Source organism: Streptomyces sp. MBT53 (assembly GCF_016654115.1).
Taxonomy (GTDB): Bacteria; Actinomycetota; Actinomycetes; order Streptomycetales; family Streptomycetaceae; genus Streptomyces.
Map to the genome: position 1 here is coordinate 58,488 of NZ_JAEQAZ010000011.1, position 16,375 is coordinate 74,862.

Below are 16,375 nucleotides of genomic sequence, written 5' to 3' on the forward strand. Positions count from 1 at the left end.
TCAGCGACCCCTCAGAGCTTCATCAGGCTGGCGTCGTCGACCGAGGCCGAGTGGCGGGAACGGAACAGCGACACGATGATCGCGAGCCCGACCACGACCTCCGCGGCGGCGACGACCATCGTGAAGAAGGCGATGACCTGACCGTCGAGGTTGCCGTGCATCCGGGAGAAGGTGACGAACGCGAGGTTGCAGGCGTTGAGCATCAGCTCGACGCACATGAACACGACGATCGCGTTGCGCCTGATCAGTACGCCGGTGGCGCCGATCGTGAACAACAGGGCGGAGAGATAGAGGTAGTTGACGGGGTTCACTTCGACGCCTCCTCGGTCCGCTTGAGGTTCGCCGGCGCGATCTCGGTGCGCTCCAGGCGCTCCTCGGCGCGCTGCTCCAGGGCCTTCAGATCGTTCAGCGCCTCGCTGGACACGTCACGGATCTGGCCGCGGTCGCGGAGCGTCTTGCTGACCGTGAGCTCGGACGGGGTGCCGTCGGGCAGCAGGCCCTGGACGTCCACCGCGTTGTGCCGGGCGTAGACGCCGGGAGCGGGGAGCGGCGGGACGTGCTTGCCCTCGCGGACGCGCTGCTCGGACAGCTCGCGCTGGGTCTTGGGCCGCTCGGTGCGCTCGCGGTGGGTGAGCACCATGGCGCCGACGGCGGCCGTGATCAGCAGGGCGCCGGTGATTTCGAAGGCGAAGACGTACTTGGTGAAGATGAGGGCGGCCAGGCCCTGTACGTTGCCGTTCGCGTTGGCCGTGCTCAGGCCGTCGAACTGGTTGAGCGAGGCGTTGCCGATGCCCGCGACCAGCAGGATGCCGAAGCCGAGCCCACAGAGAAGGGCCAGCCAGCGCTGGCCCTTGATGGTCTCCGTCAGGGAGTCGGCGGCCGTGACGCCGACCAGCATCACCACGAAGAGGAACAGCATCATGATCGCGCCGGTGTAGACGACGATCTGCACGACGCCCAGGAAGTAGGCGCCGTTGGCGAGGTAGAACACCGCCAGGATGATCATGGTCCCGGCGAGGGAGAGGGCGCTGTGCACGGCCCTCTTCATGAGGATGGTGGACAGGGCGCCGATCACCGCGACCGTGCCGAGGACCCAGAACTGGAAGGCCTCGCCGGTGGAGGTGGAGTAGGCGGCGGCGAGCTGCGGACTCATGCTTCCACCCCCTCTTCCTTTGGCTTCTCGCCCTTGGAGACGGCCGCTTGGGGCACCGTGCCGGGTGCGGCCTCCGTCACCAGGCCCCGGTAGTAGTCCTGTTCGGTCATCCCCGGGTAGATGGCGTGCGGGCTGTCGACCATGGTGTCGTCGAGGCCGGCCAGCAGCTGTTCCTTGGTGTAGATGAGGTTGGCGCGGCTGCTGTCGGCCAGCTCGAACTCGTTGGTCATCGTCAACGCGCGCGTGGGGCACGCCTCGATGCACAGGCCGCACAGGATGCAGCGGGCGTAGTTGATCTGGTAGACGCGGCCGTACCGCTCGCCCGGCGAGTAGCGCTCCTCGTCGGTGTTGTCGGCGCCCTCCACATAGATGGCGTCGGCGGGGCAGGCCCAGGCGCACAGCTCGCAGCCGACGCACTTCTCCAGGCCGTCCGGATGGCGGTTGAGCTGGTGCCGTCCGTGGAACCGGGGGGCTGTGGTCTTCTGCTGCTCCGGGTACTGCTCGGTCAGCCGCTTCTTGAACATGGCCTTGAAGGTCACGCCGAAGCCGGCCACGGGGTTCTGGAAACCGGGTGTGGTCTCCTTGGGCTCCTCAGCCATCGGACGCCTCCTTTCCATCCAGAGATCCGTCACTGCCAGTATCCGAGCCACCACTGACAATCAGCTCCCGCTCGCGTCGCGAGGGGCGCCGAGGCACCGGCGGCAACTCCTGTCCCGGCAGCGGCGGTACGGGGAATCCGCCCGCCATCGCGTCGAACCCGGCGGGTTCCTCGGCCAGTCGTGCGTCGTCCTTGGCCTTCTGGCGGAACATGTCCGCGATGAAGGACAGCAACAGCAGGGCGAGTACGCCGCCGCCGATGTAGAGGGCGATGTCGGCGAAGTCGTAGTTCTGGTTCCTGAGGGTCCGTACGGTCGCGACGAGCATCAGCCAGACCACGGAGACCGGGATGAGGACCTTCCAGCCGAGCTTCATCAACTGGTCGTAGCGCACGCGCGGGAGGGTGCCGCGGAGCCAGATGAAGAAGAACAGCAGCAGTTGGACCTTGATGACGAACCAGAGCATCGGCCACCAGCCGTGGTTCGCGCCCTCCCAGAAGGAGCTGATCGGCCACGGGGCCCGCCAGCCGCCCAGGAAGAGCGTGGTCGACACCGCGGAGACCGTCACCATGTTCACGTACTCGGCGAGCATGAAGAGCGCGAACTTGATGGACGAGTACTCGGTGTTGAAGCCGCCGACCAGGTCGCCCTCGGACTCCGGCATGTCGAAGGGGGCGCGGTTGGTCTCGCCGACCATCGTGATGACGTAGATGATGAAGGAGACCGGCAGCAGGACGATGTACCAGCGGTCGTGCTGTTGTTCAACGATCGTCGAGGTCGACATCGACCCGGAGTAGAGGAACACCGAGGCGAACGCGGCGCCCATGGCGATCTCGTAGGAGATCATCTGGGCGCAGGAGCGCAGGCCGCCCAGGAGCGGGTAGGTGGAGCCGGAGCTCCAGCCCGCGAGGACGATGCCGTAGATGCCGACCGAGGCGACCGCGAGGATGTAGAGCATCGCGATCGGCAGGTCGGTGAGCTGCATCGTGGTGCGGTGGCCGAAGATCGACACCTCGTTGTCGGCCGGCCCGAAGGGGATGACCGCGATCGCCATGAAGGCCGGGATGGCCGCGACGATCGGCGCGAGGATGTAGACCACCTTGTCGGCGCGCTTGACGATCAGGTCTTCCTTGAGCATCAGCTTCACGCCGTCGGCGAGCGACTGGAGCATGCCCCAGGGGCCGTGCCGGTTGGGGCCGATGCGCAGCTGCATCCAGGCGACGACCTTGCGTTCCCAGACGATCGAGAACAGCACGGTGATCATCAGGAAGGCGAAGCAGAACACCGCCTTGACGACGACCAGCCACCAGGGGTCGCGGCCGAACATCGAGAGGTCTTCCGCGGCGAGGTACAGATTGCTCATGCCTCCACCTCCTTGGGGGCCTCGCCCGCGAGCGTGGCCGGGCCGATGCGGACGAGTGCGCCGGGCAGCGCCCCGGTGTCGGAGGCGACGCCCCCGCCGGTGGAGTTCAGCGGGAGCCAGACCACGCGGTCGGGCATCTCCGTGATCAGCAGCGGGAGTTCGACGGTTCCGGAGGCGCCGGTCACGGCGAGGGTGTCGCCGTCCTTGACGCCCGCCTCGGCGGCGGTGGCGGCCGACACGCGCGCGTGGGCGGCGTGCCGGGTGCCGGCGAGCGCGTCGTCGCCCTCCTGGAGGGCGCCCTGGTCGAGCAGCAGCCGGTGCCCGGCGAGCACGGCCTCCCCGGCGGCGGGCCGGGGCAGCACGCCCGCGGTCTCCAGCGGTTCGGTGGCCCGCGGCCCGTCCCAGGCACCGAGCCGGTCCAACTCCGCGCGCGCGGTGCGCAGATCGGGCAGGCCCAGGTGGACGTCCATGGCGTCGGCCAGCATGTGCAGGACGCGCGCGTCGGTGGGTGCGAGGGTGCGGGTCATCTGGTCGGGCTTGAGCGCCGCGTCGAAGAAGCGGACCCTGCCCTCCCAGTTGAGGAAGGCGCCCGCCTTCTCCGCGACCGCCGCGACCGGAAGAACCACGTCCGCGTGCTGGCTGATCTCGCTGGGCCGCAGTTCGAGCGACACCAGGAAGCCCACTTCGTCGAGTGCCGCACGCGTGCGTGCCGGATCCGGCAGGTCGCCCGGCTCCACACCGGCGACGAGCAGCGCCCGCAGTTCACCACCGGCGGCGGCCTCGACGATCTGCCCGGCGTCGCGGCCGTAGCGGTGCGGGAGTTCGGCGACACCCCAGGCGGCGGCGACCTCCTCACGCGCGCGTGGATCGGTCGCCGGACGCCCGCCCGGCAGCAGCGACGGCAGCGCCCCCGCCTCGATGGACCCGCGTTCCCCGGCCCGGCGCGGAATCCACACCAGCCGGGCACCGGTCGCGGACGCGGCCCGTACGGCGGCGGTGAGACCCCCGGCGACGGCGGCCAGCCGCTCTCCTACGACGATGACCGCGCCCTCGGTGCGCAGCGCCTCGGAGGCGCGGGCTCCGTCATCCTCAAGGCCGACCCCGCTCGCGAGCGCGTCCAGCCACTCGGTCTCGGTGCCGGGAGCGGCCGGCAGCAGGGTGCCGCCCGCCTTCTCCAGCCCGCGTGTGGCGAACGTGGCCAGCGAGAACACCCGCTGCCCGTGCGTGCGCGAGGCCTTGCGCAGCCGCAGGAAGACGCCGGGCGCCTCCTCCTCGGACTCGAACCCGACCAGCAGGACGGCGGGCGCCTTCTCCAGGGAGGTGTACGTGACACCCGTACCGTCGAGGTCCCGGCCGCGGCCCGCGACCCGGGCGGCCAGGAAGTCGGCCTCCTCGCTGCTGTGCACGCGCGCGCGGAAGTCGATGTCGTTCGTGTCGAGCGCCACGCGCGCGAACTTGCTGTACGCGTAGGCGTCCTCGATGGTGAGGCGGCCACCGGTCAGGACACCGGTGCGGCCCCGCGAGGCGAGCAGTCCCTGGGCGGCGATCTGCAGCGCCTCCGGCCAGGAGGCGGGGACGAGTTCGCCCTCGGGGTTGCGGATCAGCGGCGTCTGCAGCCGGTCGCGCTGCTGCGCGTACCGGAAGCCGAAGCGCCCCTTGTCGCAGATCCACTCCTCGTTGACCTCGGGGTCGACGGCCGCCAGGCGCCGCATGACCTTGCCGCGCCGGTGGTCGGTGCGGGTCGCGCAGCCCCCGGAGCAGTGCTCGCACACGGAGGGTGTGGAGACCAGGTCGAAGGGGCGGGAGCGGAATCGGTACGCCGCCGAGGTCAGCGCGCCCACCGGACAGATCTGGATGGTGTTCCCGGAGAAGTACGACTCGAAGGGGTCGCCCTCACCGGTGCCGACCTGCTGCAGCGCGCCGCGCTCCAGCAGCTCGATCATCGGGTCGCCCGCGATCTGGTTGGAGAAGCGGGTGCAACGCGCGCACAGCACGCACCGCTCACGGTCCAGCAGCACCTGCGTGGAGATCGGGACGGGCTTCTCGTAGGTCCGCTTCCGGCCCTCGAAGCGGGAGTCCGCCTGGCCGTGGGACATCGCCTGGTTCTGCAGGGGGCACTCGCCGCCCTTGTCGCAGACCGGGCAGTCCAGCGGGTGGTTGATGAGGAGCAGCTCCATCACACCGTGCTGGGCCTTCTCGGCCACGGGCGAGCTGAGCTGGGTCTTGACGACCATGCCGTCCGTGCACGTGATCGTGCAGGACGCCATCGGCTTGCGCTGGCCCTCGACCTCGACGATGCACTGACGGCAGGCGCCGGCCGGATCGAGGAGAGGGTGGTCGCAGAACCGGGGGATCTCGATGCCGAGTTGCTCGGCGGCGCGGATGACCAGGGTGCCCTTGGGCACACTGATCTCGGCGCCGTCGATCGTCAGCGAGACGAGATCCTCCGGCGGGACCGCCGCCTCTCCCCCACCCGAGGGAGCGCTCGTGGTCACCGTCATGCGTTCACCTCCGTGCGGTCGGCCCAGGCCGTGGACTTGGCCGGGTCGAAGGGGCAGCCCCGGCCCGTGATGTGCTGCTCGTACTCCTCGCGGAAGTACTTGAGCGAGGAGAAGATCGGCGAGGCGGCGCCGTCGCCGAGGGCGCAGAAGGACTTGCCGTTGATGTTGTCGGCGATGTCGTTCAGCTTGTCGAGGTCGGACATCGCGCCCTTGCCGGCCTCGATGTCGCGCAGCAACTGCACGAGCCAGTACGTCCCTTCGCGGCACGGTGTGCACTTGCCGCAGGACTCGTGGGCGTAGAACTCGGTCCAGCGGGTGACGGCACGCACGACGCAGGTCGTCTCGTCGAAACACTGCAGAGCTTTTGTGCCGAGCATGGAACCCGCGGCACCCACTCCTTCGTAGTCAAGAGGGACGTCGAGGTGCTCGTCGGTGAACATCGGCGTGGAGGACCCGCCCGGCGTCCAGAACTTGAGGCGGTGCCCGGCGCGCATCCCGCCGCTCATGTCGAGCAGTTGGCGGAGTGTGATGCCGAGCGGCGCCTCGTACTGACCGGGGCTGGTGACATGGCCGCTGAGCGAGTAGAGCGTGAAGCCCGGAGACTTCTCGCTGCCCATCGACCTGAACCATTCCTTGCCTTTTTGCAGAATCGCGGGAACTGACGCGATCGACTCGACGTTATTCACCACAGTCGGGCACGCATAGAGGCCCGCGACGGCAGGGAAAGGGGGGCGGAGCCGCGGTTGACCACGGCGGCCTTCGAGCGAGTCGAGCAGTGCGGTCTCCTCACCGCAGATGTACGCGCCGGCGCCCGCGTGCACGGTGAGCTGCAGGTCCAGGCCACTGCCCAGGATGTTCTCGCCGAGGTAGCCCGCCGCGTGGGCCTCACGCACAGCCTCGTGCAACCGCCGCAATACGGGGACGACTTCACCACGCAGATAGATGAAGGCATGCGAAGACCTGATGGCATAACACGCGATGACAATGCCCTCGATGAGGCTGTGCGGGTTCGCGAAGAGGAGCGGGATGTCCTTACAGGTTCCGGGCTCCGACTCGTCGGCGTTGACAACTAGATAGTGTGGTTTTCCATCCCCTTGGGGAATGAATTGCCATTTCATTCCGGTGGGGAAGCCGGCGCCACCGCGACCGCGCAGACCGGAGTCCTTCACATACGCGATGAGGTCGTCCGGCGACATGGCGAGCGCCTTGCGGAGCCCCTCGTATCCCTCGTGCCTTCGGTACGTGTCCAGAGTCCAGGACTCGTCCTCGTCCCAGAAGGCCGACAGCACGGGTGCGAGCAGCTTCTCGGGGCTGTGGTCTTTCAGTTCGGGTGCCAAGGTCATCACTCCCCCTCCTCGGCGACAGGCCCCGCCGGGTGGGCGGGGTCGGAGGCCGACGTGTCCTGCGGCGCATCGTGCGAACTGAGGTGCTCGGCCGGCGACTGGTCCTGCGGCGCTCCGGAGCCGCGCGGATGGACCACGCGCGCGGGTGCGGTCTCTCCCCTGGCCAGGCGGAGGCCCACCAGCGACGCGGGTCCCGCACCGCCGCTCGCCCCGACGGCCCCGGGCCGCTCGTCGGGGAAGCCGGCGAGGATCCGCGCGGTCTCCTTGAAAGTGCACATCGGCGCCCCGCGCGTGGGCTCCACGGGTGCGCCCGTGCGCAGGTCGTCGACGAGGCGCCGGGCGCTGGCGGGGGTCTGGTTGTCGAAGAACTCCCAGTTGACCATCACCACCGGCGCGAAGTCGCAGGCCGCGTTGCACTCGATGTGCTCCAGGGTGACCTTGCCGTCGCCGGTGGTCTCACCGTTGCCGACGCCCAGGTGCTCCTGGAGGGACTCGAAGATGGCGTCGCCGCCCATCACCGCGCACAGCGTGTTGGTGCAGACCCCGACCTGGTAGTCGCCGCTCGGCCGGCGCCGGTACATCGTGTAGAAGGTCGCCACGGCGGCGACCTCCGCCGTCGTCAACTCCAGCAGGTCCGCGCAGAACTGCTGCCCCGTGCGCGTGACATGGCCTTCCTCCGCCTGCACGAGATGCAGCAACGGCAGGAGGGCCGAGCGGGAGTCCGGGTAGCGGGCGATGATCTCCCGCCCGTCGGCCTCCAGCCGGGCCCGGACGTCGTCCGGGTAAGCGGGCGCGGGCAGTTGGGGCATGCCCAGGCTGACGCCCTGCTCCGAAGAACTGGTGGTCACCGGTCGACGCCTCCCATCACGGGGTCGATGGACGCGACAGCGACGATGACGTCGGCGACCTGGCCGCCCTCGCACATCGCCGCCATGGCCTGAAGGTTGGTGAAGGACGGGTCCCTGAAGTGGACCCGGTAGGGGCGGGTGCCTCCGTCGGACACGGCGTGCACCCCGAGTTCGCCCTTGGGCGACTCGACCGCCGCGTACGCCTGTCCCGGCGGCACGCGGAAGCCCTCGGTCACCAGCTTGAAGTGGTGGATCAGGGCCTCCATGGAGGTGCCCATGATCTTCTTGATGTGGTCGAGCGAGTTGCCCAACCCGTCCGGCCCGAGCGCGAGTTGGGCGGGCCAGGCGATCTTCTTGTCGGCGACCATGACCGGTCCGGGCTGCAGCCGGTCCAGGCACTGTTCGACGATCCGCAGCGACTGCCGCATCTCCTCGAGCCGGATGAGGAAGCGGCCGTAGGAGTCGCAGGTGTCGGCGGTCGGGACGTCGAAGTCGTACGTCTCGTAGTCGCAGTACGGCTGCGCCTTGCGCAGGTCGTGCGGCAGACCGGTGGAGCGCAGGATCGGGCCTGTGGCACCGAGGGCCATGCAGCCGGCCAGGTCGAGGTAACCGACGTCCTGCATACGGGCCTTGAAGATGGGGTTCCCGGTGGCGAGCTTGTCGTACTCCGGGAGGTTCTTCTTCATCTTCTTCACGAACTCGCGGATCTGGTCCACCGCGCCGGGCGGCAGGTCCTGGGCGAGTCCGCCGGGGCGGATGTACGCGTGGTTCATCCGCAGGCCCGTGATGAGCTCGTAGATGTCGAGAATCATTTCACGATCACGGAATCCGTAGATCATGATCGTGGTGGCGCCGAGTTCCATCCCGCCGGTGGCGATGCACACCAGGTGGGAGGACATCCGGTTCAGCTCCATCAGGAGCACCCGGATGATCTTCGCCCGCTCGGTGATCTGGTCCTCGACGCCGAGGAGTTTCTCGACGGCGAGACAGTAGGCGGTCTCGTTGAAGAAGGACGTCAGATAGTCCATGCGCGTCACGAACGTGGTGCCCTGCGTCCACGTGCGGTACTCGAGGTTCTTCTCGATACCGGTGTGGAGGTAGCCGATGCCGCAGCGGGCCTCGGTGACCGTCTCGCCGTCGATCTCCAGGATGAGGCGGAGCACACCGTGCGTGGAGGGGTGCTGGGGCCCCATGTTGACGACGATGCGCTCGTCGTCGGCCCGGGCCGCGGACTGGACGACCTCGTCCCAGTCGCCACCGGTGACCGTATATACGGTGCCCTCGGTGGTCTCGCGCGCCGAGGCGGCCGAAGCGGATGCTGACTGCGTGCTCACGAGTACGACCTCCGCTGGTCCGGAGCCGGGATCTGGGCGCCCTTGTACTCGACGGCGATGCCGCCGAGGGGGTAGTCCTTGCGCTGCGGGTGGCCCGGCCAGTCGTCCGGCATCATGATCCGCGTCAGCGCCGGGTGGCCGTCGAAGACGATGCCGAAGAAGTCGTAGGTCTCGCGCTCGTGCCAGTCGTTGGTCGGATAGACCGCGACCAGCGACGGGATGTGCGGATCGCTGTCCGGGGCGCTGACTTCGAGGCGGATCAGCCGGTTGTGGGTGATCGAGCGCAGGTGGTAGACGGCGTGCAGCTCGCGGCCCTTGTCGTGCGGGTAGTGCACCGCGCTGACACCCGTGCAGAGTTCGAAGCGCAGGGCCGGGTCGTCGCGCAGGGTGCGGGCGACGCGGAGCAGGTGCTCGCGTTCGATGTGGAAGGTGACCTCACCGCGGTCGACGATCGTCTTCTCGATCGCGTTGTCGGGCAGCAGTCCCTGTTCCTCCAGGGCGCCTTCCAGTTCGTCGGCGACCTCGTCGAACCAGCCGCCGTAGGGCCGGCTCGCGGCTCCCGGCAGGCGGACCGAGCGGACCAGGCCGCCGTAACCGGAGGTGTCGCCGCCGTTGTTGGCGCCGAACATGCCGCGCTGGACGCGGATCTCCTCGCCCTCACCGCGCTGGCCGGGGAGGTTGGAGGCGCCCGGATCCTGGTCCGGGGCGGCTCCGTTGGTGCCGTTCGCGTCGCTCACCGCAGCAGGCCCTTCATCTCGATGGTGGGCAGTGCCTTGAGCGCCGCCTCCTCCGCCTCGCGGGCCGCCTCCTCGGCGTTCACGCCGAGCTTGGAGGACTGGATCTTCTGGTGGAGCTTGAGGATCGCGTCCATCAGCATCTCGGGCCGTGGCGGGCAGCCCGGGAGATAGATGTCGACCGGGACGATGTGGTCGACGCCCTGCACGATCGCGTAGTTGTTGAACATGCCGCCCGACGAGGCGCAGACCCCCATGGAGATCACCCACTTGGGGTTCGGCATCTGGTCATAGACCTGCCGCAGCACCGGCGCCATCTTCTGGCTGACCCGGCCCGCGACGATCATCAGGTCCGCCTGGCGCGGAGAACCGCGGAAGACCTCCATGCCGAAGCGCGCCAGGTCGTACCGTCCGGCGCCGGTCGTCATCATCTCGATGGCGCAGCAGGCGAGTCCGAACGTGGCCGGGAAGACGGACGCCTTGCGCACCCAGCCCGCGGCCTGCTCGACGGTGGTGAGCAGGAAGCCGCTCGGCAGCTTTTCTTCGAGTCCCATGAGTTAAAGGCCCCTCAGTCCCATTCCAGGCCGCCGCGCCGCCATACGTACGCGTACGCGACGAAGACGGTGAGCACGAAGAGCAGCATCTCCACGAGCCCGAAAACACCCAGGGCGTCGAAGGTGACGGCCCAGGGGTAGAGGAAGACGATCTCGATGTCGAAGACGATGAAGAGCATCGCCGTCAGGTAGTACTTGATGGGGAAGCGCCCGCCGCCGGCCGGCGTGGGGGTCGGCTCGATGCCGCACTCGTACGCTTCGAGCTTGGCCCGGTTGTAACGCTTCGGACCGATCAGCGTGGCCATGACCACGGAGAAGATCGCAAAGCCTGCCCCGAGGGCTCCCAGTACGAGGATGGGCGCATACGCGTTCACCGCTCCTCGCTCCTCTCAGTCGGCACTGACTGCTGGCGATGGCGTCGGACTCACACCCACCTCACACACTCGGCAACTCCCGCCCGTCCCGGCGAAGATCGCGAACATGTGAAGCAGGTCACAAGCCCAACCGCTCCGCATCTTATGCCCGTCGCTCTGTGATCTGCGACACGGGGTATTACACAAGCTTTGTGATCTCCACCACCTGACGAACGATCATCACGTCGAGTGAGCGGTGATCTTCACACGTGAAGCGCCCGAGCGATCACCTGACGTGACATTCGCGCTCGTCACCGCAGGCGGCGAGCGGCGTCTCAATATCAAGAGACTTCTCTTGCATGCAAATTGGAGTTGGACGGAGCCGCTTGATAGTGGGAGCCCGTTCACACGTCGGAAGGAGTCGGTCGGCACGGTGTGGACGCGTGCACGCGTTCACGAAGTCGACCGCTCGGGGTGCCCTCGCGAGACGCACACATTCCAGTGACCGTTCCGTGACCTGCGCCACACTCATGAGAGGCGCATGAGAACCGGGCTTGGCCACCTGTCCCAACCAGTGGTAGTCGTCAGGCAATTCGGACGTAACGACGAAAGACCGTGATCACCGTCCTGATCGGGCAGGTCCGCAATGTCCGTTACGGCGTCAATAAAGAACGACACACCCGAAGTTCGAGGTGTCCGTTGAACAATTGTGGCGCAGCACACGTTTCTTGAAGGTATGGAGGACTCCCTGATACCGGTTGGTCTCATGTCCCACACCGCTCACATACGCAGCCACCGGAAACCCCGCCGCAGCGCGACGTCGAACATCGCCGTGCGTGCCGGAGTTGCCGGTGGCGTTCTCAGCATGGCGGCGGCGGGCGCGGCCTCGGCCAACGCGGCCGAGACGACGCAGACCCTGCAACTGCCCACCCTGACGGCCGATCTGTCCACCCAGGTCGCACAGTCCGCCGAGGCCACCCAGCAGGCCGCGGCGAACTACCAGCTGCGCGCCGAGCGTGACGCGGCCGCCGCAAACGCCGCGAAGCAGGCCAAGGCGGACCTCGCGGACGCCCAGAAGAAGGCGGAGGCAAAGAAGAAGGCCCAGGAGGACGCCCGTAAGGCCGCTGCGGAGCGCGCCACGTCACGGAGCACCGAGCGGACCACCCTGGCCGCCTCCACGGGCACCAGCACCTCCACGAGCTCTTCCACGGCCACGGGTTCGGCCGCGGCCGTCGTGGCCTTCGTGAAGGCGCAGATCGGCAAGTCCTACGTCCTGGGTGCCACCGGCCCCAGCGCCTACGACTGCTCCGGGCTCGTCGGTGCCGCCTTCAAGCAGGTCGGCATCAGCCTGCCGCGTGTCTCCCAGGACCAGTCGACCGCCGGTACTCAGGTGTCCCTGAGCAACCTTCAGGCCGGCGACATCCTGTACTGGGGCAGCGCGGGCAGCGCGTACCACGTCGCCGTGTACGTGGGCGACGGCATGTTCGTCGGCGCGCAGAACCCCTCCACCGGCATCGTGGAGCGGCCGCTGTCCTACGACCCGCCGACGGGCGCGGTGCGGGTGCTCTGAGCCCACGCACGACGCCGTGAGCATGGGACCGTTGCCTCGGGGGCGACGGTCCCCTCGGCGTACCCCGCTCCCGCCGACCGCTCTCCGGGCGTCCCCACTACCGGAGTGCGCGGCCTCCCTGGAAAGCTCTTCTCTCAAGGTTCTTCAGTTCGGCTAACCCGACAGCCGGACACCAAACCCGAGGAGAGCAAGTCATGCCACGTGTCTTCGTCCAGGGACGTCCCGTCGACTCCTACCCCCACCCCGCACCCGAGGCAGGGCGCGGCTCCGTGCGCCGCGTCACCGAGGTCGGCGAAGAGGTCCTGCACCGGCCGAGCCGGGACGTCACCGAGTTCGGACCCGATCTCGCCGCGCTCATCGACGACATGTTCCTCACCATGTACGTCGCCGACGGAGCCGGCCTCGCGGCCAATCAAGTGGGCGTGGATCTGCGCCTGTTCGTGTACGACTGCTTCGACGACGACGGTGTCCGACATGTCGGGCACATCGTCAACCCGGTGCTCGACCCGCTCGCCCCGGCCGGGCGCCGGCTGCTCGACGAGGGCGAGGGGTGCCTGTCGGTGCCCGGCGCGGTGATGGACGTACCGCGTCCCGACCGGGCCGTGGTGCGCGGGCTCGACAAGGACGGCACCGCGCTTGTGATCGAGGGCACAGGCTATTTCGCGCGCTGCCTCGCCCATGAGACCGACCACGTCAACGGACAGGTCTATCTGGACCGGCTCTCCAAGCGGGACCGCAAGGAGGCGCTGCGGCAGGTGGCGGACCGACGGGAGAAGGTGTTCGCCCGCCGGGCCGCCAGGACGGCCGCGCTCAGCGACTGATCACGCCTGCGCTCACGCCTTCGGCGCCACCTTGCTCAGCCCGTTGATGATGCGGTCCATCGCGTCGCCGCCCGTGGGGTCGGTGAGGTTGGCCAGCATCTTCAGGGTGAACTTCATCAGCAGGGGGTGCGTCAGGCCGCGCTGGGCCGCGATCTTCATGACCTTCGGGTTGCCGATGAGCTTCACGAAGGCGCGGCCCAGCGTGTAGTAGCCGCCGTAGGTGTCCTTGAGGACCTGCGGGTAGCGGCGCAGGGCCAGTTCACGGCTCGCGGGGGTGGGGCGGGCGTGGGCCTGGACGATGACGTCGGCGGCGATCTGGCCGGACTCCATGGCGTAGGCGATGCCCTCGCCGTTGAAGGGGTTCACCAGGCCGCCGGCGTCGCCGACCAGCAACAACCCCTTCGTGTAGTGGGGTTGACGGTTGAAGGCCATCGGGAGGGCGGCGCCGCGGATCGGGCCGGTCATGTTTTCGGGGGTGTAGCCCCAGTCCTCGGGCATGGACGCGCACCAGGCCTTCAGCACCTCGCGCCAGTCCAACTCCTTGAAGGAGTCGGAGGTGTTGAGGACGCCGAGGCCGACGTTCGAGGTGCCGTCGCCCATGCCGAAGATCCAGCCGTAGCCGGGCAGGAGACGGTCCTCGGCGCCGCGGCGGTCCCACAGTTCCAGCCAGGACTCCAGGTAGTCGTCCTCGTGGCGGGGCGAGGTGAAGTAGGTCCGGACGGCGACGCCCATCGGGCGGTCCTCGCGGCGGTGCAGGCCCATCGCCAGCGAGAGGCGGGTGGAGTTGCCGTCGGCGGCGACCACCAGGGGCGCGTGGAAGGTGACTTCGCGTTTCTCCTCGCCGAGCTTGGCGTTCACGCCGGTGATGTGGCCGGTGCGTTCGTCGATGATCGGGGCGCCGACGTTGCAGCGCTCGTAGAGGCGGGCGCCCGCCTTCTGGGCGTTGCGGGCGAGTTGTTCGTCGAAGTCGTCGCGCTTGCGGACGAGGCCGTAGTCCGGGAAGGAGGCGAGTTCCGGCCAGTCCAGCTGGAGGCGCACCCCTCCGCCGATGATGCGCAGGCCCTTGTTGCGCAGCCAGCCGGCCTCCTCGGAGATGTCGATGCCCATGGCCACGAGCTGCTTGGTGGCGCGCGGGGTGAGGCCGTCGCCGCAGACCTTCTCGCGCGGGAACTCGGTCTTCTCCAGGAGGAGGACGTCGAGTCCGGACTTGGCGAGGTGGTAGGCGGTGGCGGAGCCGGCTGGCCCCGCGCCGACGACGATCACATCGGCGGTGTTTTCGGAGAGGGGCTCGGTCACGGCGGGATCTCCCCAAGTTCGGAATCTGCGTGCCGACCGGCACTGGACATGGGCAGTCTATTCAGCGCCACTGATCACCAGGCTGAAGGGCTGCCCCCGTGAACCGAGCTCTCCCCGCAGTACGGCTGCGCGTCCCCACCGACGAGGACGCCGTGGCCTGGCACCGGGTCTTCGACCACCCGGACGTCATGGAGTTCCACGGCGGCAGGGCCGCGGAACTGTCCGTCTACGAGGAGCTGACCGCCCGCCAGCGCCGGCACGACGCGGAGCGCGGTTTCTGCCTGTGGACCATGCTCGACGACGAGGACCGCGTCATCGGTTTCACCGGCGCCCAGCCGTGGCCGCAGGACTGGGGGCCGAAGGGCGAGATCGAGATCGGCTGGCGGCTGGGAAGGGAGTTCTGGGGCCGGGGGTATGCCACCGCGGCGGCGGAGGCGACCCTGGAGCGGGTGCGGGCGGCCGGGGTGCCGAGCGTGGTGGCGATGGTGCTGGCCCGCAACACCCGGTCCATCGCGGTGACCAAGCGGCTGGGCATGCACCTCGCCGAGGTCTTCGCCACGCCCACCCGCAAGGAGGAGGGGCACTGCTACCGGCTCGTACTGTAACTGGGAGTAACCAACAGCTACAGAACGACACTTGATGCTTCCGGTCGGGACCGGACCCGGGTTACCCTTCCGGTACCGCTGGGGGTGACATCTGTGCGCTTAACGCCCAAAACACCTGAAGTGCGCGTACCGCGGCTCGTCGGCCTGATGGCCGTGGACGCGCGCGAGACAGCCCAGGCTCGCGGCCTGTTCATCAACGCGCCGGACCGGCCCGACTTCCACCTCGCCGTCGTCGACTACGTCGTACGGCAGTACCCGCAGCCCGATGCGGAGGTGCCGCGGGACTCCATGGTCTACGTGTGGTTCGACTTCGGTGAGGGGGACGGCGGGGGCGGTATGCGCGAGCCGCGGATCCCGAGGCCGCCGAGCGGCGGGATGCAGCGCGAACTGGACGAGCCGCCGGGCGACACGTTCTTCGCGACGGTGATCAGCTAGCCGGCGATCGGCCGGGCGGAGCCCACACGGCCGGGCGAAGCCCACACCGCCGGGCGAAGCCCGCACCCTCGGCGAAGCCCACGCCGCCGGCGGAGCCCAATCCGTCAGCAGCCCGTGGCGTTCTTGAAGCCGCGGTGCAGGGCCACGATTCCGCCGCTCAGGTTGCGGTACGCGACCTTCGACCAGCCGGCCTTGCGCAGGCGTTCGGCCAGCGCGGGCTGGTCGGGCCAGGCGCGGATGGACTCGGCGAGGTAGACGTACGCGTCGGGGTTGGAGGAGACGGCGCGGGCGACCGGGGGCAGCGCGCGCATCAGGTACTCGGTGTAGACCGTGCGGAAGGGCGCCCAGGTCGGGTGCGAGAACTCGCAGATCACCACCCGGCCGCCGGGCTTGGTCACCCGGTACAGCTCGCGCAGCGCGGTGTCCGTGTCCTGCACGTTGCGCAGCCCGAAGGAGATCGTCACGGCGTCGAACGTGTCGTCCTTGAACGGCAGCTTGGTGGCGTCGCCGGCCGTGAGCGGCAGCCAGGGGTGGCGCTTCTTGCCGACCTGGAGCATGCCGAGGGAGAAGTCGCAGGGGACGACATAGGCGCCGCTCTGCGCGAAGGGCAGCGAGGAGGTGGCCGTACCGGCGGCCAGGTCCAGGATCTTCTGCGCGGGGCGGGCGTCGACCGCCTTGGTGACCTCCTTGCGCCATCGGCGGTCCTGGCCGAGCGACAGCACGTCGTTGGTGAGGTCGTACCGTTCCGCCACGTCGTCGAACATCGAGGCGACTTCGTGCGGCTGCTTGTCCAGGGATGCGCGGGTCACGAGCCCATTGTGGCAGTACGGGCCGGACACCCCGAAGGCGCCCGGCCCGTAACAGCCGCG

Annotated in this window: 17 protein-coding genes; 4 read left to right on the forward strand and 13 right to left on the reverse strand. The window is 68.7% G+C overall.

Features of this window, described 5'->3' with window-relative positions:
- Positions 1-11: 11 nt before the first annotated feature.
- Genes nuoK through JHN45_RS06590 form a run of 11 tightly spaced genes read right to left on the reverse strand, consistent with a single transcriptional unit; the run spans position 12 to position 10,800 of the window.
- A complete protein-coding gene (gene nuoK, locus JHN45_RS06540) occupies positions 12-311 on the reverse strand; it encodes an NADH-quinone oxidoreductase subunit NuoK (RefSeq protein ID WP_019074282.1) in 300 nt (99 codons plus the stop codon).
- A complete protein-coding gene (locus JHN45_RS06545; RefSeq protein ID WP_200711422.1) occupies positions 308-1,153 on the reverse strand; it encodes an NADH-quinone oxidoreductase subunit J in 846 nt (281 codons plus the stop codon). Before JHN45_RS06545 ends, nuoK begins: the two co-directional genes overlap by 4 nt.
- A complete protein-coding gene (gene nuoI / locus JHN45_RS06550) occupies positions 1,150-1,752 on the reverse strand; it encodes an NADH-quinone oxidoreductase subunit NuoI (protein ID WP_201048351.1) in 603 nt (200 codons plus the stop codon). Before nuoI ends, JHN45_RS06545 begins: the two co-directional genes overlap by 4 nt.
- Positions 1,745-3,112: an NADH-quinone oxidoreductase subunit NuoH gene (nuoH, locus tag JHN45_RS06555; protein ID WP_200711424.1), complete on the reverse strand. Its 1,368-nt coding sequence runs from the start codon at positions 3,110-3,112 to the stop codon at positions 1,745-1,747. Before nuoH ends, nuoI begins: the two co-directional genes overlap by 8 nt.
- Positions 3,109-5,613, reverse strand: a complete 2,505-nt coding sequence (locus tag JHN45_RS06560; protein WP_200711425.1) for an NADH-quinone oxidoreductase subunit G — start codon at positions 5,611-5,613, stop codon at positions 3,109-3,111. Before JHN45_RS06560 ends, nuoH begins: the two co-directional genes overlap by 4 nt.
- Positions 5,610-6,956, reverse strand: coding sequence for an NADH-quinone oxidoreductase subunit NuoF (gene nuoF / locus JHN45_RS06565; RefSeq protein WP_234468213.1), 1,347 nt, complete (start codon positions 6,954-6,956; stop codon positions 5,610-5,612). The genes JHN45_RS06560 and nuoF overlap by 4 nt, the downstream gene beginning before the upstream one ends.
- Positions 6,956-7,804 carry an NADH-quinone oxidoreductase subunit NuoE gene (gene nuoE, locus JHN45_RS06570; RefSeq protein ID WP_201048352.1) on the reverse strand — a complete coding sequence of 283 codons (849 nt, stop codon included), beginning with the start codon at positions 7,802-7,804 and terminating at the stop codon, positions 6,956-6,958. The genes nuoF and nuoE overlap by 1 nt, the downstream gene beginning before the upstream one ends.
- Positions 7,801-9,138 carry an NADH-quinone oxidoreductase subunit D gene (locus JHN45_RS06575; RefSeq protein ID WP_201048353.1) on the reverse strand — a complete coding sequence of 446 codons (1,338 nt, stop codon included), beginning with the start codon at positions 9,136-9,138 and terminating at the stop codon, positions 7,801-7,803. The genes nuoE and JHN45_RS06575 overlap by 4 nt, the downstream gene beginning before the upstream one ends.
- Positions 9,135-9,875 (reverse strand): NADH-quinone oxidoreductase subunit C, encoded by a 741-nt coding sequence (locus tag JHN45_RS06580; RefSeq protein ID WP_200711430.1) that lies wholly within the window; start codon positions 9,873-9,875, stop codon positions 9,135-9,137. Before JHN45_RS06580 ends, JHN45_RS06575 begins: the two co-directional genes overlap by 4 nt.
- A complete protein-coding gene (locus JHN45_RS06585) occupies positions 9,872-10,426 on the reverse strand; it encodes an NADH-quinone oxidoreductase subunit B family protein (RefSeq protein WP_007383964.1) in 555 nt (184 codons plus the stop codon). The genes JHN45_RS06580 and JHN45_RS06585 overlap by 4 nt, the downstream gene beginning before the upstream one ends.
- A 14-nt stretch (positions 10,427-10,440) precedes the next feature.
- Positions 10,441-10,800 (reverse strand): NADH-quinone oxidoreductase subunit A, encoded by a 360-nt coding sequence (locus JHN45_RS06590; protein ID WP_007383963.1) that lies wholly within the window; start codon positions 10,798-10,800, stop codon positions 10,441-10,443.
- A 745-nt stretch (positions 10,801-11,545) separates the two neighbouring features.
- On the opposite strand from JHN45_RS06590, the gene JHN45_RS06595 reads away from it, so the two are divergent.
- Together JHN45_RS06595 and def are read left to right on the forward strand one after the other, a co-directional pair.
- Positions 11,546-12,349 (forward strand): C40 family peptidase, encoded by an 804-nt coding sequence (locus JHN45_RS06595; protein WP_200711431.1) that lies wholly within the window; start codon positions 11,546-11,548, stop codon positions 12,347-12,349.
- A gap of 194 nt (positions 12,350-12,543) precedes the next feature.
- On the forward strand, positions 12,544-13,170 hold the full coding sequence (gene def, locus JHN45_RS06600) for a peptide deformylase (RefSeq protein WP_201048354.1): 627 nt from the start codon (positions 12,544-12,546) through the stop codon (positions 13,168-13,170).
- Between the two features lie 12 nt (positions 13,171-13,182).
- On the opposite strand, the gene JHN45_RS06605 is transcribed toward def, so the two are convergent.
- Positions 13,183-14,466: a geranylgeranyl reductase family protein gene (locus JHN45_RS06605; RefSeq protein ID WP_200711433.1), complete on the reverse strand. Its 1,284-nt coding sequence runs from the start codon at positions 14,464-14,466 to the stop codon at positions 13,183-13,185.
- Between the two features lie 98 nt (positions 14,467-14,564).
- Between JHN45_RS06605 and JHN45_RS06610 the strand changes: the two genes are divergently transcribed.
- Positions 14,565-15,071: a GNAT family N-acetyltransferase gene (locus JHN45_RS06610; protein WP_201048355.1), complete on the forward strand. Its 507-nt coding sequence runs from the start codon at positions 14,565-14,567 to the stop codon at positions 15,069-15,071.
- A 120-nt stretch (positions 15,072-15,191) separates the two neighbouring features.
- Positions 15,192-15,506 (forward strand): PASTA domain-containing protein, encoded by a 315-nt coding sequence (locus JHN45_RS06615; RefSeq protein WP_200711435.1) that lies wholly within the window; start codon positions 15,192-15,194, stop codon positions 15,504-15,506.
- Between the two features lie 104 nt (positions 15,507-15,610).
- Here the strand turns inward: JHN45_RS06615 and JHN45_RS06620 are convergent, their stop codons facing one another.
- Positions 15,611-16,315 (reverse strand): demethylmenaquinone methyltransferase, encoded by a 705-nt coding sequence (locus JHN45_RS06620; protein ID WP_200711436.1) that lies wholly within the window; start codon positions 16,313-16,315, stop codon positions 15,611-15,613.
- Between the last annotated feature and the right edge of the window lie 60 nt (positions 16,316-16,375).